The 19,170-nt window shown below is 45.2% G+C and carries 17 protein-coding genes; 10 read left to right on the top strand and 7 right to left on the bottom strand.

Annotated features, from left to right (window positions below; genetic code table 11):
* Positions 1–46: 46 nt before the first annotated feature.
* The 6 genes from mgtE to VQ643_RS03005 all read right to left on the bottom strand — a co-directional run bounded on the left by mgtE (position 47) and on the right by VQ643_RS03005 (position 6,293).
* Positions 47–1,399: a magnesium transporter gene (gene mgtE / locus VQ643_RS03030; RefSeq protein WP_414197793.1), complete on the bottom strand. Its 1,353-nt coding sequence runs from the start codon at positions 1,397–1,399 to the stop codon at positions 47–49.
* A gap of 306 nt (positions 1,400–1,705) precedes the next feature.
* Positions 1,706–2,530, bottom strand: coding sequence for a shikimate dehydrogenase (gene aroE, locus VQ643_RS03025; RefSeq protein WP_414197792.1), 825 nt, complete (start codon positions 2,528–2,530; stop codon positions 1,706–1,708).
* Entirely contained in the window at positions 2,530–3,438 is a 909-nt protein-coding gene (gene hemF / locus VQ643_RS03020; protein WP_414197791.1) for an oxygen-dependent coproporphyrinogen oxidase, read from the bottom strand. The genes aroE and hemF overlap by 1 nt, the downstream gene beginning before the upstream one ends.
* Positions 3,439–3,455: 17 nt before the next feature.
* Positions 3,456–4,013 carry an L-threonylcarbamoyladenylate synthase gene (locus tag VQ643_RS03015; protein ID WP_414197790.1) on the bottom strand — a complete coding sequence of 186 codons (558 nt, stop codon included), beginning with the start codon at positions 4,011–4,013 and terminating at the stop codon, positions 3,456–3,458.
* A 26-nt stretch (positions 4,014–4,039) separates the two neighbouring features.
* The gene (gene dprA / locus VQ643_RS03010; protein WP_414197789.1) at positions 4,040–5,152 is read right to left on the bottom strand and encodes a DNA-processing protein DprA; all 1,113 of its coding nucleotides are present in this window, start codon (positions 5,150–5,152) and stop codon (positions 4,040–4,042) included.
* A gap of 115 nt (positions 5,153–5,267) precedes the next feature.
* Entirely contained in the window at positions 5,268–6,293 is a 1,026-nt protein-coding gene (locus VQ643_RS03005; protein ID WP_414197788.1) for a LysM peptidoglycan-binding domain-containing protein, read from the bottom strand.
* 150 nt (positions 6,294–6,443) lie between these two features.
* Between VQ643_RS03005 and def the strand changes: the two genes are divergently transcribed.
* The 10 genes from def (at position 6,444) to VQ643_RS02955 (ending at position 18,544) form a co-directional block, all read left to right on the top strand.
* Positions 6,444–6,956 (top strand): peptide deformylase, encoded by a 513-nt coding sequence (def, locus tag VQ643_RS03000; RefSeq protein WP_414197787.1) that lies wholly within the window; start codon positions 6,444–6,446, stop codon positions 6,954–6,956.
* A 58-nt stretch (positions 6,957–7,014) separates the two neighbouring features.
* Entirely contained in the window at positions 7,015–7,959 is a 945-nt protein-coding gene (fmt, locus tag VQ643_RS02995; RefSeq protein ID WP_414197786.1) for a methionyl-tRNA formyltransferase, read from the top strand.
* The gene (gene rsmB, locus VQ643_RS02990) at positions 7,956–9,269 is read left to right on the top strand and encodes a 16S rRNA (cytosine(967)-C(5))-methyltransferase RsmB (RefSeq protein ID WP_414197785.1); all 1,314 of its coding nucleotides are present in this window, start codon (positions 7,956–7,958) and stop codon (positions 9,267–9,269) included. Before fmt ends, rsmB begins: the two co-directional genes overlap by 4 nt.
* Positions 9,266–10,639 carry a Trk system potassium transporter TrkA gene (trkA, locus tag VQ643_RS02985; protein WP_414197784.1) on the top strand — a complete coding sequence of 458 codons (1,374 nt, stop codon included), beginning with the start codon at positions 9,266–9,268 and terminating at the stop codon, positions 10,637–10,639. The genes rsmB and trkA overlap by 4 nt, the downstream gene beginning before the upstream one ends.
* A gap of 30 nt (positions 10,640–10,669) precedes the next feature.
* Positions 10,670–12,121, top strand: a complete 1,452-nt coding sequence (locus tag VQ643_RS02980; RefSeq protein ID WP_414197783.1) for a TrkH family potassium uptake protein — start codon at positions 10,670–10,672, stop codon at positions 12,119–12,121.
* A gap of 179 nt (positions 12,122–12,300) precedes the next feature.
* Positions 12,301–13,077 (top strand): sulfate reduction electron transfer complex DsrMKJOP subunit DsrO, encoded by a 777-nt coding sequence (dsrO, locus tag VQ643_RS02975; protein ID WP_414197782.1) that lies wholly within the window; start codon positions 12,301–12,303, stop codon positions 13,075–13,077.
* On the top strand, positions 13,061–14,200 hold the full coding sequence (nrfD, locus tag VQ643_RS02970) for an NrfD/PsrC family molybdoenzyme membrane anchor subunit (RefSeq protein ID WP_414197781.1): 1,140 nt from the start codon (positions 13,061–13,063) through the stop codon (positions 14,198–14,200). Before dsrO ends, nrfD begins: the two co-directional genes overlap by 17 nt.
* Complete coding sequence (locus VQ643_RS02965) at positions 14,193–17,288, top strand: molybdopterin dinucleotide binding domain-containing protein (protein WP_414197780.1); 3,096 nt, start codon at positions 14,193–14,195, stop codon at positions 17,286–17,288. Before nrfD ends, VQ643_RS02965 begins: the two co-directional genes overlap by 8 nt.
* Before the next feature lie 200 nt (positions 17,289–17,488).
* A complete protein-coding gene (locus VQ643_RS02960; protein ID WP_414197779.1) occupies positions 17,489–18,001 on the top strand; it encodes a YbjN domain-containing protein in 513 nt (170 codons plus the stop codon).
* Positions 18,002–18,088: 87 nt separating this feature from the next.
* Positions 18,089–18,544 (top strand): hypothetical protein, encoded by a 456-nt coding sequence (locus VQ643_RS02955; RefSeq protein WP_414197778.1) that lies wholly within the window; start codon positions 18,089–18,091, stop codon positions 18,542–18,544.
* A 27-nt stretch (positions 18,545–18,571) separates the two neighbouring features.
* On the opposite strand, the gene VQ643_RS02950 is transcribed toward VQ643_RS02955, so the two are convergent.
* On the bottom strand, positions 18,572–19,114 hold the full coding sequence (locus VQ643_RS02950) for a gamma carbonic anhydrase family protein (protein WP_414197777.1): 543 nt from the start codon (positions 19,112–19,114) through the stop codon (positions 18,572–18,574).
* Between the last annotated feature and the right edge of the window lie 56 nt (positions 19,115–19,170).

The following is a 19,170-nucleotide window of genomic DNA, read 5'->3' as shown; positions in this document are numbered from 1 at the left end:
GAAAAAAATACTTAATGCACCCTTGCTAGATAAGGGTTAAATCAGATTACAGTGACACATCAGCTAAGATTTGTGCAGCAATAAACAGGTAAATAACCACACCCGAAGCATCACAAATTGATGTAATTAAAGGTGAGGATGCACTGGCTGGGTCAAAGCCAAGTCGGCTTAAAGCAAATGGCAAGCTCATACCAATAATACAACCAATCAAAACGATAGAGACCATGCTTAATGCGAGCACCAGAGCTACCAACTCATCACCGCGAATAAAGCCTAAAATAGAGACTGCCACTGCCATACTGGCGCCTAACAATAACGCCACAATACATTCACGCCCAACAAGGTAGAGCCAGTCTTTCATTACAACATCGCCTGTTGCCAGCGCTCGTACCATGAGCGTTGCAGACTGAGAACCGGCGTTACCACCACTATCAACCAATAATGGCAAGAAGAATACCAAGACCAGATTGGCAGCAATAATATCCTCAAAGTGAGCAATACCCGCACCAGAAAATAGATTACCAAATACTAGAAACACCAGCCAGAAAACACGCTTACGGTACATTAAGCCAAAGGTTGCTTCTTTAATATTAAAGCTTGGCTCAGCAACTACCCCACCTGATTTTAAGAAGTCTTCTGTTGCTTCTTCACTGACAATATCCATGGCATCATCATAGGTTACTATACCTATTAACGCCCCTGTATCATCAGTAATTGGCAAAGCTAATAAGTCATAGCGTGCCATTTTTTTAGCAATAGCTTCTTGCCGTTCTGTCACCTGCGCACTAATAAAGTCACTAATCATGAGTTCATTAATGCTTGTTTCAGGGCTGGCAAGGATAAGTTGACGTAATGACACCACGCCAAGTAGCTTACGGCCTTCATCTATCACATAGGCATGATAGATAGTTTCTGCATCTGGCGCTTCCAAGCGCAAAGCTGCCAACGCTTGTTCGACCGTCATTTCTTGTTTTAGCGTAGCGTAGTCAGACGTCATAATAGCGCCTGCGGTGCCTTCTAGGTAAGCTGATAGTCGGCGAATATCTTCACGTTCAGCCTGAGCCAGTGCTGGCAATAAAGCGTCACGTTGGTTTTGGTCTAAGCGCTTAAATAAATCAGTACGTTCATCAGACGGCATTTCGCCTACTAGCTTTGCCAAACTAGCACGCGGAAACTCGCGAGCAAAACGGACTTGTTCTTCTGGTTCAAAATAAGAGTAAACTTCTGCACGATTCGGTAGAAGCTCTAATAAACGCCAAGCTAATGCCGGATCTAACTGTTCTAATACATCAGATAAATCAATAGGGCGTAAGCTTTTTACAGCTGCCAATGCATTGTCTAGTTGGTTATTTTCAATGGTCGCGCTCAATACTTGAGCTAAGTTATTGGTATTGCTCATGCTTGTTCTCCTAGCAGCCAGCCAAGGGCTACTTAACAAGCATGTATTAGGATTAGCTAATAGATGCTAACGAAGAGGCCTCAGCCAGAATGCTGATCAGCAGATTTTTTGTAATGGTCCACGAGGGACTACAACAAGGGCTTTCCATTAGGTATTTTTTCTCACATAAACCGCAAATGCGGCGTCGCGAATCCTAGTTGATCACGTATTAAAGCGCAACCACGATTATTTTAAATGTCAAGAAATATTCAGCTAACCTTTGACTATTCATAGACAAAGGCCAGTGATAGCTAGGTATCATTCAAGTTAGTGGGTTAATGTCTTTCTCAAGCTTGTTAAGACTTCATTCAGGTTATTTGGCAACACACCACGCCAGAGCTGAAAAGCTTCTGCGGCTTGAGCAACAAGCATTCCTAAACCATCCATTACTTGCGCGGCTCCTTGCGCTAACGCCCATTGGTTGAACGCAGTAATTTCAGCGCCATACATCATGTCATAGCATTGAGTATGCTGCGTTGTGATACAGGCTGGTGAAAGTGCCGGCAATTCACCACTTAAGCTAGCCGAAGTCGCATTAATAATGAGATCAAAGGGTTGCTGAAGTTGATCAAAACTACAGGCTTGAACTTCTCCTAAGTCGGCAAATAACGCTGCTAACTGCTGAGCTTTTGTTAAGGTTCGATTGGCAATAACTAATTGTGTAGGCTGTTCTGCCAACAGAGGCGCCAACGCGCCACGCGCCGCCCCACCTGCACCCAACAATAAAATACGCTGTCCGCTGAGTTGAACAGACAAGCGTTTCAGATCCAACACTAAACCAGCACCATCAGTATTATCGCCTAAAATGCAGCCATTATCCTCAAATTTAAAGGTATTTACGGCTCCTGCTCGCTGAGCGCGTGGCGTCAGCACATCCGCCATGGCAAAGGCTTGTTCTTTAAAAGGCACCGTAATATTGGCGCCTTTACCACCTTGCTGCATGAAGTTACGAACACTTTGCTCAAAGGCATCTAAAGGTGCCAATAATCGTTCATAACTCATTATTTGCGCTGTCGCCTGCGCAAAACTTTGATGAATCTGAGGTGATCGACTATGGCCAATGGGGTTACCAATAACAACATAGCTATCCATTATTGCCGCCCTAACCAATCGCGGTCTTGTAAGAAATACTCTGTCAGGCGCGCTTCTGCTGAGTTAGGTTGTGGTTTCCAATCATACCCCCAGCGCACAACCGGGGGCATTGACATTAAGATAGATTCAGTTCGCCCACCTGACTGTAGGCCAAACAACGTACCTCTATCCCAAACTAAATTAAATTCAGCATAACGCCCTCGACGGAAGGCTTGAAACTCGCGCTGTGCTTGAGTAAACGGCTCTGCTTTGCGACGTTCAACAATAGGTAAATAGGCCGCCAAGTAAGCGTCACCAATCGCCTGAATAAATTTAAAGCAGGTTGCAAAATCCCAACGATTTAAATCATCAAAAAATAAACCGCCAATCCCCCGTGGTTCATTTCTATGCTTTAAATAAAAGTACTTATCACACCAATGTTTAAATTCGTTATAAACGCCTTCGCCAAAAGGCGCACAGGCATCATGGGCTACTTGGTGCCAGTGCACACAATCTTCTTCGATGGCATAATAGGGGGTTAGATCAAAACCACCACCAAACCACCAAATAGGCGCTTCACCTTCTTTTTCTGCAACAAATAGGCGCACATTGGCGTGGGATGTGGGAATATGTGGATTAGTGGGATGAATCACCAAAGATACACCCATTGCTTGAAATGAACGCCCCGCTAACTCTGGCCGATGTGCGCTAGCAGAGGCAGGGAGCTGCCCACCAAACACATGCGAAAAATTAACGCCGCCTTTCTCGATAATATTACCTTGTTCTAAAACTCGTGTGCGGCCACCACCGCCTGCTTCGCGCTCCCAACTTTCTTCGTAAAACCTGCTGCCATCAAGAGTTTCAAAAGCTTGGCAAATACGATCCTGTAGCGATAATAAATACGCCTTAACGGCAGCAATATCAGACACACTTTTCTCCAAATAACTTAGGCGGGGCGAATAACCCTACCTGTCATTAAATCACGAATCAAACTAGGACTTTTACGTCCGCCCAAAGCGCCATTGAGCACAGCATCTAAACAGCCATGAAAATATTGTTCAACTTTTAAGCGGCTATTAGCAGAAGGCCGACCTGCTGGGTTGGCAGAAGTAGATACTATAGGCCCTGTATAAGCACACAATGCCTGTACTAATGGATGATCAGTAACACGAATAGCCACAGTATCATGTTCACCAGTAATCCAATAAGGCAACCTATCTTGGTGAGGTACCAGCCAGGTATTAGGGCCTGGCCATGTGGTTTCTAATTGTGCTCGCTGCGTTGCTGGTATGTCATGCAAAATAAAATCAAATTGCTCTATAGCAGCTGCAATTAGAATCAACCCCTTATACATAGGACGCTGCTTTAAGGCTAAAATTTTCTCTACCGCAGCTACTTGCCAAGGATCACAACCCAACCCCCAAACGCCTTCAGTGGGATAAGCAATCACAGCACCTTGCTTGATTTTTTGGGCTGTTTGCTGAATTTGCCAATTAGATACCATACATCCTCCACAGTGGAGTCAACATGTTACTCCAGTGTGTTAGGACGATACAGCCATAATCCATTTTCTTGATGTACATAGCCACTAATTTCTAAATCGGTTAGCTGAGCCAGTACATCATTGATGGGCAATTGAGTAACGGCTGACAAATCGTCCAGTGTTAATGGACAGGCTTGCAATGCAGTAATCAGGGGATGTTGTGCCTGCGCGCACTGATCTTGGCCTGAAGAGTTTTCAATCATGAGTCTTTGTTGCCAGTGCTGTAGATTCTGCAAAATATCTTCAATACTTTCAGTCAATACAGCACCTTCACGTAGCAGCTGATGACAGCCTTTTGCCCCTGCATGATGAATAGAGCCTGGAATAGCAAATACTTCTCGTCCTTGCTCAATTGCTAAACGCGCTGTAATTAATGAGCCGCTGCGAATACTAGCTTCTGTGACTAATACACCCAAAGATAAACCACTAATAATACGATTACGCCGAGGAAAATTATGCGCTAAAGGTGCGACCTCTAACGCTAGCTCAGACACAATAGCGCCTGCCTGCTCAATAATTTGAGCGCGTAATTTGCTATTGGCTTTAGGGTAGGTATGCAACATGCCTGTTCCCATTACCGCCACTGTTTTGCCACCTACTTTTAATGCACCTTGATGGGCTGCCGTATCCACTCCTCGTGCCAATCCACTGGTAATTACACCACCGGCTTTAGCAAAGCACTGCGCAAACTGTGCTGCATGGCTGATACCAAGCGCTGAAGCATTTCGACTACCGACAATAGCCAACTGCGGTATATGCAAAGCATCAAGATTACCTTGTACGAACAGCAAAGGTGGAGCATCACTAATTTCTTTTAATAAAGCAGGGTATTGATCTTGTGTAATACTAAGTGCGGCGTGCTGAGGATGCTCTAACCAACGTAAGATAGCATCAACCTGTTCACCTATTTGTCCACTATGGCGCAAAGCAATGCTCTCTGCTGGCATTTTCAAACTACTCCATGCGCTTGCAGGTGCGCTAAGCGCTGAAGCTGCATTGCCAAAAGTGCTAAGTAATCTTGTAATACGTTGCGTGCTGATATGTGGTAAACAGTGCAGTCTTAGTAAAGCATTCAGCTCGCCAGAGGATATATTCATCATACGCCAATCTCTAATCTACTGGTTCACTACTAAAACTAAGGGCTTTTTGGCAATTCACAAACATAAAAAAACCACGGTCACGACCGTGGTTTTAAACGTAAACACTCGCTTAAGGTTAACGAGGGTTTTTCACCACATCGTTTACACGTAATGGTTGAGTTGAATGCAATACCAGCGCATAACTAATTTTGTCATACACACGGAAAACCATCATCAGACCTGCTTTTTCATCCGGTGCTTTCACTAATTTACCAGAGACGCGGTCACGAATTAGCTCGCCTCTGCGGTAAATACTTAATACGTTGCCTTCTTCAAGCTGCTCACGTGCACCTTTGTTAATAGTGACAACATCCATAGTACCTACTTGTGTGACACCGCGTGGCACATCAAGAATGACGCCATCAATCACTTGTTTTGGCTCACTAGGAACGAAAATAGAAGTGACAGCACGTTCTTCTGTGATGAATAAACGATCAGCTGGCTGAATTTCTTGGGTGCTACGGATAAGGTTGACTGAACCTACATCACCATCCATGGCGATCACTTCGCCACTACCCATATCATCTAGGTTAATACCTAAGAACTCTTTAGTTTTAGGGTCTTTGTAAACTTTACCTAAACGGAAGATGTTATAAATGGTACCTTCTTCTAACTTACCTTTGGTGTAAATACGATCGCCAATACCAGCTAAAATACTTTCTTTTTGACCACCTAAGACATAAGGCGCCTTAGTGTATTCTGCTTCTTTATCAATAATACGGTTACGTAATAAGAAACCATTGATAGCTTCTAATGGGATAGTAGGAATAGCTTCTGCCGCAGAGGTAGAGCGAATTTTTGGCGACAATTTAACTGTGCCACGTGATGCACCGCGCGTTAAAGTAAGACGCGGCTTACCATCCACATAAATAAGGCTTAAAGTATCACCAGGATAAATCAGGTGAGGATTTTTAATTTGTGGATTAGCATGCCATAATTCTGGCCACTTCCACGGGCTAGTTAAAAACTTGCCAGAAATTGCCCACAAGGTATCGCCCTTCACTACCGTGTAACTCTCAGGATGACCTTGCTTTAACTGCACTTCTGCGTGAGTTAGTCCGCTAACTGCTAATAACAGTAAAGCGAGTAGTGATTTCCTCATGAGGTGAATCCCTTTATCATATGTTTGACAGATAGAACGCCAGATGCACATTGTAAAGCTAAACATCTGGATTTGGCACTGTGCTAATAGCTATTTGAGCATATTAACAGCCCACTTTTAATTTATTTCATAAGTAGATCACAAAGACATATGGCTATCAGAACTATTTTAGAATTTCCTGACCCTCGTCTACGAACCATTGCAAAACCAGTGGAAAAAGTTGACAGCGAAATCCAAAACCTTGTTGAGGACATGCTAGATACCATGTACGAAGCAAACGGAATTGGCTTAGCAGCAACGCAAATCGACGTGCATTTGCGGGTTGTAGTGATGGACTTATCTGAAGATCGTAACGAACCTCGCGTATTTATCAACCCTGAATACACCGTTTTGTGCGATGAAGGCAATATTTACCAAGAAGGTTGCTTATCTGTACCTGGCTTTTACGAGGAAGTTGAACGTCCATTGCGTATTCGACTCAACGCCCTAGATAAAGATGGAACTCCTTTTGAAGAGGAAGCTGAAGGTATTTTAGCCATTTGCTTCCAGCATGAGTGTGATCATTTAAATGGCAAATTATTTGTTGATCATATTTCACAACTAAAACGCGACCGTATTCGTAAAAAACTAGAAAAACAGCATCGTTTGAATAGCCGCAGTTAATTTCTGATGCGGTTTGTTTAGAATCTAAGCCCGTTTTGCGTTGTAAGGTAATTATTTCATGAGCCCATCTTTACGTATTATTTTTGCAGGTACGCCTGAATTTGCAGCTAAGCATTTGCAAGCGCTACTCGCTAGCCAGCATGAAGTAATTGCTGTTTACACTCAACCAGACCGTCCTGCTGGGCGCGGACAAAAACTACTGCCATCGCCTGTAAAAGCATTAGCGCTAGAAAACACTATTCCTGTTTACCAACCAGTTTCGCTAAAAGGCATTGAAGCGCAACAACAACTAGCAGCGCTTAACGCTGACCTTATGGTGGTGGTTGCCTATGGTTTATTGCTACCGCAAGCCGTACTTGATGCGCCACGCCTTGGCTGTATCAATAGTCACGCATCATTATTGCCGCGCTGGCGTGGTGCAGCACCTATTCAGCGTGCCATTGAAGCTGGTGATACAGAAACAGGAGTGACTGTTATGCAAATGGAGGCTGGCTTAGATACAGGCCCTATGCTGCTTAAAGTTACGACACCTATTAGCCAGCAAGACACTGCCAGCACAGTGCATGACCGTTTAGCTGAACTAGGCGCACAAGCCGTCATTAATACCGCAAACCAATTGGCACAAGGCAGCCTTAGTGGTGAAATGCAAGATGATGCTCTCAGTTGCTACGCCAGTAAATTAATCAAAACAGAAGCTGTAATCGACTGGTCGTTACCTGCACAGGTATTAGATCGAAAAATTCGTGGTTTACACCCTTGGTTAATTTGCCACACCCGTATTGAGCAACAACAACTAAAGATACACAGCGCTGAAGTTTGTGCGCAAACAGGACGCCCAGGAGAGATTATTAGCATTGAAAAAGAGGCTATAGTTGTAGCCTGTGGTGAGCAAGCATTACGCATTACTCGCGTGCAATTGCCAAATGCAAAAGCGCTGTCGGTTAGTGACGTGTTAAATGGCAAAAAAGAGTTATTTAAATTACATCAGGTTTTAGGCCAATGAATCCCCGCTTAGCCGCAGCCAATGCACTGGCTACAGTCCTTGCTGGAAAAGCTTCATTAGGCGGCAGCTTACCGCAACAATTGGCTAAAGTGGCGCCTAAAGACCAAGCCTTAACTCAAGAGTTAGCTTATGGTGCTGCGCGCTGGTTTCCTCGCTTACAAATACTCGCCAGCCAATGGCTAAGTAAGCCTTTTCGCAATGCTGACCGCGATGTCGAAGCCTTGCTTTATATTGGCTTGTATCAACTGCTCTATATGCGCATTCCGCCACATGCTGCCATTAGTGAAACTGTTGAGTGTGCACAGCCATTAAAAAAAGTATGGGCAAAAAATTTACTCAATGCAGTGCTGCGTAAAGCGCAGCGTGAAGCTGCCGATTTGCTGCCTCAACTAGAAAAAGATCCTGTTGTGGTTACTGCTCATCCTCGCTGGCTCCAAAAAAGCTTAAAAGCTTGCTACCCAGAGCAATGGTTAGCTATTTGCGCTGCCAATAATCTTTACCCACCGTTTACCTTGCGTGTGAACCAAAGCAAAACCTCCCGCGATGACTACCTGAAAAGACTTAAACAGGTTGATATTACCGCACAGCCTTGCACCTTTAGCCAAGATGGCATCACTTTAGCCGCAGCCTGTGATGTGAATCTTTTACCTTTATTTAAAGAGGGTTGGGTCAGTGTGCAAGACGAAGCCGCCCAGTTAGCTTGTTCATTATTGCAATTAGCTCCGCAACAACGTGTACTGGACGCCTGCTGTGCACCGGGCGGTAAAACCTGCCATATATTGGAAGCTCAACCGAATCTAAGCGAAGTGGTCGCCTTAGACTTAGAGAGCAAACGCCTAGAACGTGTGACAGAAAACCTGCAACGTTTAAAGCTGTCGGCAACACTCGTAGCTGCTGACGCTCGCGATACAAAACACTGGTGGGACGGAGAGCAATTTGACCGTATTTTGCTGGACGCACCCTGTTCAGCAACAGGTGTTATTCGCCGCCACCCAGACATTAAAATTACTCGTCAAGAAACAGATATAGCTGCTTTAGCGCAACTGCAACTAGAACTTCTTCAGGCATTATGGCCAACGCTTAAAGAAGGCGGGCTTTTGCTGTATGCCACCTGTTCCACATTACCTACAGAAAACACCGAAGTTATTGAACAATTTATGGCTCAAGCAACAGATGCTGAGCACCTGCCGTTAGATGTGGAATACGGTATCGCTCAGCCATATGGACGGCAATTATTAGCACAGCAACAAGGTCACGATGGTTTTTATTATGCGCTCTTGCGTAAACATACAAAGGGTAAAGTAGGATGAAGATTATTATCTTGGGAGCTGGCCAAGTAGGTGGCTCGCTTGCAGAACATCTTGCTAGTGAAGCCAATGATATTACTGTGATTGATATTGATGGTGAACGCTTACGTGACTTAGGTGACCGCTTGGATATTGGCACTGTGCATGGTCCTTGTTCCTTCCCTACAATTTTACGTCAAGCAGGCGCAGATGATGCGGATATGCTAGTGGCAGTGACCAACAGCGATGAAACCAATATGGTCGCCTGCCAAATTGCTCATACCCTATTTCGCACGCCAACAAAAATTGCCCGCGTGCGTGAATCAGCTTATTTAACCCGCACTGAATTATTTAGCCCTGAAGCTTTTCCCATTGATGTACTGATCAGTCCTGAACAGGCTGTTACTAATTACATCAAGCGCTTAATTGAATACCCTAACGCACTACAGGTGCTGGATTTTGCCAGTGGTAAAGTACAGTTAGTGTGCGTTCGCGCCTACTATGGCGGCCCTTTAGTAGGCCAAGAACTACGCCAATTGCATAAGCACATGCCCAATGTAAATAGCCGTGTTGCCGCTATTTTCCGCCGTGACCGCCCTATTTTTCCGACGGGTGACACCATCATTGAAGTGGATGATGAAGTCTTTTTTATTGCGCCACGTACTCATATTCGCTCCATGATTAGCGAGCTGCGCCGTGTTGATGATAGTTATCGTAAAATTATTATTGCAGGCGGTGGACATATCGGCGAACGCTTAGCCGAAACCATTGAAAGTCTGTATCAGGTTAAGATTATTGAAATCGACCCTGAGCGCTGCCAATACCTATCAGACACGCTAGATTCAACAGTCGTCTTGCATGGTAGTGCATCAGATCGTGATTTGTTAGTAGAAGAAAATATTGATGAGGCTGACATCTTCCTTGCATTAACTAACGACGATGAAGCCAATATTATGGCATCACTGCTTGCTAAACGCCTTGGTGCGCGCAAGGTAATGACCATTATTAACAATCCAGCCTATGTTGATCTTGTGCAAAGTGGCGCTATAGATATTGCGATTAGCCCTCAACTAGCCACCTTAGGCACGCTGCTTGCGCATGTGCGCCGGGGCGATATTGTGAGCGTGCACTCACTACGACGCGGAGCGGCTGAAGCCATTGAAGCTGTGGCTCATGGCGACAAAAAATCAAGCAAAGTCATTGGTCGCAAAATTCGTGACGTGCATCTCCCTGCTGGCACCACCATAGGCGCGGTAGTGCGTGGCGAAGAAGTGTTTATTGGCGATAATGATGTGGTGATAGAAGCCGAAGATCACGTTATTTTATTTGTGGTGGATAAAAAACATATTCGTGATGTTGAGCGCCTTTTCCAACCAGGATTAACTTTTTTCTAATCGCTTGTTATTACAAGCGGGATACTAACCATGCATTTTAGTGCTGTTTGCCGCGTACTTGGCATTTTATTAATGATACTCAGCTTGAGCCATGTACCGCCCTTGCTGATTGACATCTATTACGATGAAGGCTTATGGAGCGTATTTCTTGCCTCCTTTAGCATTACGCTAATCACGGGTTTTTGCATTTGGCTACCAGTGCGCAAGGTTCGTGCTGACATGCGTATTCGTGATGGCTATTTGATTACTGCACTTTTCTGGACAGTATTAGGCGCCTTCGGGGCAGTTCCTTTTATTCTCTCTGATGTGCCTGCCATGAGTTTCACTGATTCAATCTTTGAAGCTTTCTCAGGCTTAAGCACCACAGGCGCTACCGTGTTAACAGGGCTAGACAACATGCCCCATTCGATTCTGTACTATCGCCAGCAACTTCAATGGTTAGGTGGTATGGGTATTGTGGTATTGGCCGTAGCTATTATGCCGATGCTTGGTGTAGGCGGCATGCAGCTTTATCGCACTGAAATTCCAGGACCATTAAAAGATAAGAAAATTGCCCCTCGTATTGCTGATACAGCCAAAACACTTTGGGTTATTTACTGCGGTCTTACTCTAATTTGTGCCCTTGCTTACTGGGCAGCAGGCATGTCGTTATTTGATGCCATTGGGCATAGTTTCTCTACCATTGCTATCGGTGGCTTCTCCACCCATGACGCCAGCATTGGCTTTTTTAATAGCCCAATGATCGAGCTCATCTGTATTTTCTTTATGGCCATTTCAGGCATTAACTTTGCCTTACACTTCTTAGCCTTACGCACCTATTCACTAAAACATTATTGGGAAGATGCTGAATGTATGGCGTATCTAAAAATCCTAGGTACGTTGTTTTTAATTTGCGCTGGCATGCTAATGCTTTATAGCACTTATGAGTCGCCAATTGACTCTATTCGTTATGCGCTCTTCCAAGTAGTTTCAGTGGCCACTACCACAGGCTTTGGTATTGCTGATTTCAGCACTTGGCCAACCTTTGTACCCTACTTGTTACTCTTTAGCGTTTTTATTGGTGCCTGTGCTGGCTCAACCGGTGGTGGCATGAAAGTAATGCGGGTCATGTTAGTGTTTCGCCAAGGACAGCGTGAAATTGCACGCTTACTGCACCCTAATGGCGTATTCACTATCAAGTTGGGTAAGCACAAAGTTTCTGACCGAGTTATGGAATCTATTTGGGGATTCTGTGCCATTTACATGGGAGCTTTCTTTACCCTAATGCTCGCATTATTAGCCTGTGGTTTAGATCCGATTACGGCCTTTTCTACCTTAGCTTCTTGCATGAATAACCTAGGTCCGGCTTTTGGTGATGCCACGGCCAACTTTAGTAGCCTGCCTGACAGCGCTAAGTATATTTTAAGCTTTGCTATGGTGCTGGGCCGTCTTGAAGTCTTTTCATTGTTAGTACTTATTTCCCCTGCCTTCTGGCGCTATTAATCTACCTTCTTACCTAATTCAAGTAAATTTTTGATTTGCTTGAATTAGCCTGCGCTATATTTTTTATTATATATCGAAATATAAAACCATCGGCTTATTCCCTTGATTTTTATCAGGTCAATTTTAGCGCTTATAAGTAATATGAATTAATAAATAACAAAATAGCCTGAGGAATCGCCGTGGATTTATTAAGACGATCCTTACTTGGACAAATTGCTAAACTCACTGCAGGAGCGGCATTAATCCCGCTATCTGGTCTTGCACATGCAGGGATAAACGACCAGCCTCCACGTAGAGAAGGTGATCCAAGTAAGCGTTATGGCATGGTCATTGATCTTAGACGCTGTATTGGCTGTCAAGCTTGCACAGTATCTTGCCATATCGAAAATCAAGCACCACTGGGTAACTTTCGTACCATAGTGTCTCAATACGAAGTAGAAGATGAGTTAACAGGCGCCTCAGCCACCTTTATGCTGCCTCGCTTGTGCAATCATTGTGAAAATCCTCCTTGCGTACCTGTTTGCCCTGTGCAAGCTACTTTCCAGCGTGAAGACGGCATTGTTGTTGTGGATAATACGCGCTGTGTAGGTTGCGCTTATTGTGTTAACGCTTGCCCTTACGATGCACGTTTTATCAATGAAAAAACACAAACAGCGGATAAATGTACCTTCTGCGCACACCGTTTAGAGGCGAACTTATTACCTGCCTGCGTCGAGTCCTGTGTAGGGGGCGCTCGTATTATTGGTGATATGCGTGATCCTAATAGCCAAATCAGCCAAATACTGCGTGAACACCATGATCAACTAATGGTTCTACAGCCAGATAAAAATACCTTACCTCAAGTGTTTTATTTGGGTATGGATGAGCAGTTCACCCAACGTCCAGAGGCCACTGCAGCTATTTGGGAAGTGTTAGATCAACAAGGCAAGGAGATAGGCTATGAGTTTGGTCACTGAAGTTCTCGCGCCTCGCTATGGCATCGCTTGGTATCCTTGGGCTGTGCAATATTTCTTTCTTGCTGCCATTTCCTATACCAGCCTATGGCTCAGCTTGCCAGGTTTATTTGGCAAGAAAAACTGGGAAGCGACAACCCGATTAGGCATGCTTGTCTGCTTTTCTACAGCCATCGTTGCACCTATCGCTTTGCTGGCTGACTTGCACCAACCACTGAGATTCTGGCACTTCTATGCCTATCCAACACCATGGTCATGGATGAACCTAGGCAGCCTCATTTTGCCACTGTACTTCGCCAGCATTATGGCACTTGGCTGGGCTTTTTGGCGTCCAAGCCTACAACTGCAAGGCCAACAGCAAGGTTTTGCGGGTTGGTTAGGTCGCCTGCTTTCACTTGGCCAATGGAAAACACCGGCTTGGCTCGTTCCTTTCTTTGCACTCTGCGCCATTCTTTGGTCACTCGGCATGGCACTTTATACAGGGATGGAAATTGCTGTTGTTAAAGGTCGTCCTTTATGGCACACGCCCTGGTTGCCACCGATGTTTGTTACCACTGGCATGTTAGGCGCCTGCGGCTTAATCCTCGTACTGAATCGTTTTTCTGGCATGCAACGTTCAGTGGTGAACAAGCAAATGCTCACGGTCATTATGGCATTTTGCGTACTTTGCGCGATCATCGCCCTGACTTGGTACACCGATGGCATTAACCAAATCAACCCATCAGTTACTGTGGCCTTGAAAGCCGTGCAGAATAACTCTATTTGGCGCGAAACCGCATTCTGGGGCTTAACCGCTGGCGGCCTCACTATGCTCACTGCATGGTTCTTACGCCGCAATTATCGTCTTCAAGGTTACTCATGGCTATTAGGTTTACTGGCCTTGCATGTGACTTGGATGTTCCGTTGGACAGTACTAATGGATGTACAAACTATTGGCCGTAATACCGCTGGTTTTAATGATTATGTGCTGGCATTAGGCCCTTCTGGTTTGCTCGGAATTATTGGCACCTTTGGCTTATGGATCGCACTTATTTTACTTATTGATATGTTTATTCCTTGGCGCGGCGAGCCTAAACCCGTCAACCCTTCGCCCGCCGTAGTAACAGGAGTACCAAGCCATGGATAAATCCCGTCGTAATCTATTAAAAGGCACTATTGCTGCGGGTGGCGTAGCTACCTTTGCTGCCGGCTATTCTGATGTTTTAAGCAAAATGGCAAAAGGTATTTCAGGCTCATCAGGCGAAATCCCTAAAGACCGCATCAATGGCAACTCCTTAGAGCCTGAGTACAGCATTAACCCAAAAACAGGTGAGCTAACGCTTAATCCCAACCAGCGTACAGCTTTTACTGTATGTTACGGCTGCACTACCTTATGCGGTGTGCGAGTGCGTATTGATAACAAAACAGATGATGTTTTGCGCGTGGCTGGCAACCCTTATCATCCGCTCTCAGGTGATCCGCATTTGCCCGAGCAAACTCCTGTTCTTGACGCCTTAAAAAGTGTTAGTGCCTACCAAGAGCAAGGGCTTGCAGGTCGCTCAACAGCCTGCGCCCGTGGTAACGCCATGATGGCGCAAATTACCAGTCCGTTTCGTCTAACTCACTGCTTAAAGCGCGTTGGCAAACGTGGTGAACGACAATGGCAAAAAATCAGCTTTGAGCAGCTCGTTCAAGAAGTTTGTGACGGTGGCGATCTATTTGGCGAAGGCCATGTGCAAGGCTTAGCTGAGTTATGTGATCACGATACATTAATCGACCCGAAAAACCCTGAATACGGCCCTATTGCTAATCAGCTACTAGTTATGGATGCCACTGACTATGGACGCACCGCTATCCTCAAGCGCTTTGCATTCAACAGCTTTGGCACACGCAACTTTGGTGCACATGGCCCTTATTGTGGTTTGGCTTTCCGTCTTGGTTACGGCGCAGCGATGAATGATATCGACAAGAATGCCCACGCTAAACCTGACTATACGCACACCCGTTTTGCTCTTTTTATAGGTACAGCTCCTAGCCAAGCTGGCAATCCCTTTAAGCGCCAAGGACGATTGTTAGCCGAAGCGCGCTCGTTAGGCCAATTAGAATATGTGATTGTTGACCCAGCCCTTACAGCTACTGCTTCACATGCCGCTAAGGAGCGTAACAACTGGGTGCCTATCTTACCAGGGACTGACAGCGCCTTTGTCATGGCAATTATTCAATGGCTGTTCAAGCATGAGGCTTACGCGGCTGAATACCTGAGCATCCCATCCGCCCAAGCTGCGCTTGCTGCTAAAGAAGCAGGCCACACCAATGCAACACATTTGGTTATTGAAACCGATAGCCATCCTCGGGCAGGATTTTTCTTACGCCGCTCTGATTTAGGTCTAAGCCAAGCCGGCGCAGAAGACGATGTGCCTATGGTATTTGACCTAAACAACCAGCTGGTTGCCAGCACTAGCCTTGATCAAGCACAGTTATTTGTTGACCAACAAAGCGTCACCTTGGCCGATGGCTCACCCGTTATTGTCAGCAGCAGCTTAAGTAAGCTACGTCGTGCCGCCAATGAATTTAGCATGCAACACTATGCCGATAATTGCGGTGTCAATGTAAAAACCATTGAAGCTATTGCGGCTAAATTTGCGCAACATGGTCGTCAGTCAGTGGCTGATTGCCATGGCGGTATGATGTCAGCCACTGGCGTTTATGCATCATTTGGCATTGCGTCTCTCAATATTTTAGCGGGTAGCTTTAACCGTCGCGGCGGCGCTATTAAAGATGGCGGGCAATTTAATGGCGTTGGCGCTGGCCCTCGCTATGACATGGCCAGCTTTCCGAACATGCGTACACCCAAGGGCGTATTTTTATCACGTTCAAAATTTCCGTATGCCAAGTCTTCGGAGTTCAAACGCAAGAAAGAAGCAGGGCAAAATCCTTATCCTGCCGATGGCCCATGGCGTCCACTAGCACCGCCTTTAGTGACTGAGCACTTATCATCAGGCATCAATGGTTATCCCTATCACTTAAAGGCTGTTATCAGCAGCATGGCTAACCCGCTTTATGGGCAAGCGGGCTTAAATAACCTAATTGGCGATGATTTTAAAGATCCGAGCAAAATTAACTTATTTATTGGTATCGATGGTTTCATTAATGAAACTAATCGCTATGCTGACTACTTAGTGCCTGACTCTGTTATGTACGAAGTATGGGGTTTTACCGGTTCATGGGGCGGTACCAACACCAAAACAACAACGGCTTGCTGGCCTGTAGTTGAACCGCGCCAGCAAAAAACAGCGGAAGGCGAACCTGTCACAATGGACGCTTTCTTAATTGCCGTGGCCAAGCGTTTAAACTTGCCAGGGTTTGGCGAAAATGCCATTCCAGACGCACAAGGTAATTTGCACCCGCTTAACCGCGCAGAAGATTTCTATCTACGCGCCGCCGCTAACGTGGCCTTCCAAGGCAAACCATTACCTATCGCTCATGCCGAAGATATAAAATACGGCAGCGTAGAGCGTTTACTACCTATGATTGAACGCACGTTAAAAGCGGAGGAACGCGGCCCAGTTACTTATATGTATAGCCGAGGCGGGCGCTTTGAGGACTATGATCAAGCCTTTAAGGACGGATTACATAAACATGCTTGGCTAAAACCTATGTGCTTGTATAACGAAGAGCTTGGTACTGCTATAGATAGCCTTACTGGCAAGCGTTATGTCGGTCATCCTCAGTTTCAAGAAGCACGTTTTTATGATGGTACGCCTATGCGTGAAATTTACACGCAAGACGAATGGCCGCTATTAGCATTCTCCTTTAAGTCTAATCTCATGAACTCCTATGCCATTGGTTTAGAACGCTTACGAATGATTAAGCCCTACAACCCTGTGCTACTGCATACGGAAGATGCTAAAGCCTTTGGCGTTGCCCATGGCGATATCATTGAAATTGAAAGCCCTGGCGGAAAGGTATTAGGCATGGCGCTCATCAATGAGGGCGTTAAACGTGGTGCTATAGGTATTGAGCATGGCTTTGGCCATCGTGAATTGGGCGCTAGCCAACATATTATTGATGGCCAAGCCAAACCTTCACTCGACTGGGTAGGTGCAGGCGTTAACCTCAATGATCTAGGCTTTGCAGATCCTACACGTAAAGTACCCGCCACTTGGTTAGAGCACGTCAGCGGCGCGAGTATTCGGCAAGGCTTGCCTGTAAAGGTACGAAAAGTTACAGGCTAATTAACCACACTAAGAGCAGTACTTGCTGCTGCTCTTAGTCATCTAAATAGCCAGACTGGTTCTAACAGCATTGCCTTTTGTATGTCTTTTTATTTATCAAGCTCACTACTGAAAACTCGCTGTTTTAGTGATTCTAAGCCTAACTAATACGTCATTATATTTGTTATAGTGCCCAACACCACAACCTTCGAGTACATACCATGCTTAAACAACTTGTTGGCGCTGCTGCGCTGAGCAGCCTACTGCTTGCTACTCCACTGTATGCTGCACAGGTAATTGATAACAACAATACCAAAGCTATCTTAGCCATGGCGCAAGAATTTGGCACAGCAGAATTATCTACAGATGATGAGGGTGATCCTCTGATTACTGGCAGAATGAACGAAACAGATTACAGCATCATTTTCCATAACTGCCAAAACGGTAAAAACTGCACAGATTTAATGTTTTCATCCGCATGGTCAGCTTCTGGCAATATTACTTTAGAGCAAGTGAATACTTGGAACTCTGAAATGCTATACGGCCAAGCCTACTTAGATGGCGAAAAAGACCCTACTTTAGAAATGTCAGTCAATATTGATGGCGGTGTAACAGAAGATAACTTACGTGCTAGCTTTCAATGGTGGAATGATGTTGTTCCAGAATTTGAAAGCACTATTTTCCCTGAAAATGCAGCCGTTGAAGCATCAGAGAAAGCACAGGAAACAAAATAGCCGTCAACGGCTGTACTAGCGACACACTAAACAACCGCGATTTTCGCGGTTGTTTGCATTTTATCTAACCCTTTTAGATGATTTACTATGCAAAAAACTATTTTATTGAGTCTATTAAACTTAGCCTTTGTTGGCTCAGCGAGCGCACAGGCTTTAATTGACAACTCACCTCAAGCCATCGCTCAGTTTGCCCAAGGCTTTGGCACAGCCCAGTTAGTTACTACTGGTGCTCAACCAAGCATACAAGGAGATGTCTATAACGCTAAGTACAGGCTAACTTTCTATGATTGTGATGCCCAGCAAGGTTGCCAGTATATGGTGTTTTCTACTCGCTACCCCGCAACCAGCCTAAACTTAGAAGGGATTAATCATTGGAATCAACACATGCTTTATGGTCGCCTTTTCCGTAAAGACAACCAACTGGTGTTAACAATGCCTGTACGAACCTTAGGCCAAGTTAATGCGCTCAATTTGAAAACTGATTTTGAAATTTGGGCAAGCACTGTGGAACAGCTCGAAGAAATGTACCTTTCGCGTCCATAGCACCAATAAGGCGCTTCAAGCGCCTTATTACATATGCCCTTCTTCTGCTAAATACTCATCTTTTAAGTTCACATAATTTTGTGCTGAGTAAGCAAAAAAGCTACGTTCTTTTTCCGTCAAAGGACGAACCGCTTTAGCTGGGCTACCTACGTATAAAAAACCGCTTTCTAAACGCTTACCTGGTGGTACTAAACTGCCTGCGCCTAGCACTACCTCATCTTCTATAACAGCGCCATCCATCACCGTACTGCGCATACCCACTAAAACGCGGCTGCCGATAGTGCAGCCATGTAATAATGCTTGGTGACCAACGGTAACATCATCACCAATCATTAAAGGATAGCCATTGGGGTTATAAGGCCCTTTATGTGTAATATGTAACACACTGCCATCTTGAATACTGGTGCGTTCGCCTATACGTATACTATGCATGTCGCCGCGAATGACCGCCAATGGCCAAACCGAAGAATCAGCACCTATTTCTACATCACCAATGATGATCGCTGATTGGTCAATAAATACCCGCTCAGCAAAGTGTGGTCGTATGTTGTTAAAGTTTCTAATCGACACAATAGTCATCCTCAAGCTGCGAATAATGTTTTAAGGCTATACCATAGAAGCCAAGA

The sequence above is a fragment of the Pseudomonas sp. F1_0610 genome, assembly GCF_047470865.1.
Taxonomy (GTDB): domain Bacteria; phylum Pseudomonadota; class Gammaproteobacteria; order Pseudomonadales; family Pseudomonadaceae; genus JAZDRH01.
The sequence above is the reverse complement of the archived record's forward strand: the minus strand, read 5'-3'. Positions and strand labels throughout refer to the sequence as shown.

Excerpts from the sequence above, each read along its gene's own strand:
- mgtE (WP_414197793.1), bottom strand. The coding sequence starts at position 1,399 with ATGAGCAATACCAATAACTTAGCTCAAGTATTGAGCGCGACCATTGAA.
- aroE (WP_414197792.1), bottom strand. The coding sequence starts at position 2,530 with ATGGATAGCTATGTTGTTATTGGTAACCCCATTGGCCATAGTCGATCA.
- VQ643_RS03015 (WP_414197790.1), bottom strand. The coding sequence starts at position 4,013 with ATGGTATCTAATTGGCAAATTCAGCAAACAGCCCAAAAAATCAAGCAA.
- dprA (WP_414197789.1), bottom strand. The coding sequence starts at position 5,152 with ATGATGAATATATCCTCTGGCGAGCTGAATGCTTTACTAAGACTGCAC.
- VQ643_RS03005 (WP_414197788.1), bottom strand. The coding sequence starts at position 6,293 with ATGAGGAAATCACTACTCGCTTTACTGTTATTAGCAGTTAGCGGACTA.
- def (WP_414197787.1), top strand. The coding sequence starts at position 6,444 with ATGGCTATCAGAACTATTTTAGAATTTCCTGACCCTCGTCTACGAACC.
- fmt (WP_414197786.1), top strand. The coding sequence starts at position 7,015 with ATGAGCCCATCTTTACGTATTATTTTTGCAGGTACGCCTGAATTTGCA.
- rsmB (WP_414197785.1), top strand. The coding sequence starts at position 7,956 with ATGAATCCCCGCTTAGCCGCAGCCAATGCACTGGCTACAGTCCTTGCT.
- trkA (WP_414197784.1), top strand. The coding sequence starts at position 9,266 with ATGAAGATTATTATCTTGGGAGCTGGCCAAGTAGGTGGCTCGCTTGCA.
- VQ643_RS02980 (WP_414197783.1), top strand. The coding sequence starts at position 10,670 with ATGCATTTTAGTGCTGTTTGCCGCGTACTTGGCATTTTATTAATGATA.
- nrfD (WP_414197781.1), top strand. The coding sequence starts at position 13,061 with ATGAGTTTGGTCACTGAAGTTCTCGCGCCTCGCTATGGCATCGCTTGG.
- VQ643_RS02965 (WP_414197780.1), top strand. The coding sequence starts at position 14,193 with ATGGATAAATCCCGTCGTAATCTATTAAAAGGCACTATTGCTGCGGGT.
- VQ643_RS02960 (WP_414197779.1), top strand. The coding sequence starts at position 17,489 with ATGCTTAAACAACTTGTTGGCGCTGCTGCGCTGAGCAGCCTACTGCTT.
- VQ643_RS02955 (WP_414197778.1), top strand. The coding sequence starts at position 18,089 with ATGCAAAAAACTATTTTATTGAGTCTATTAAACTTAGCCTTTGTTGGC.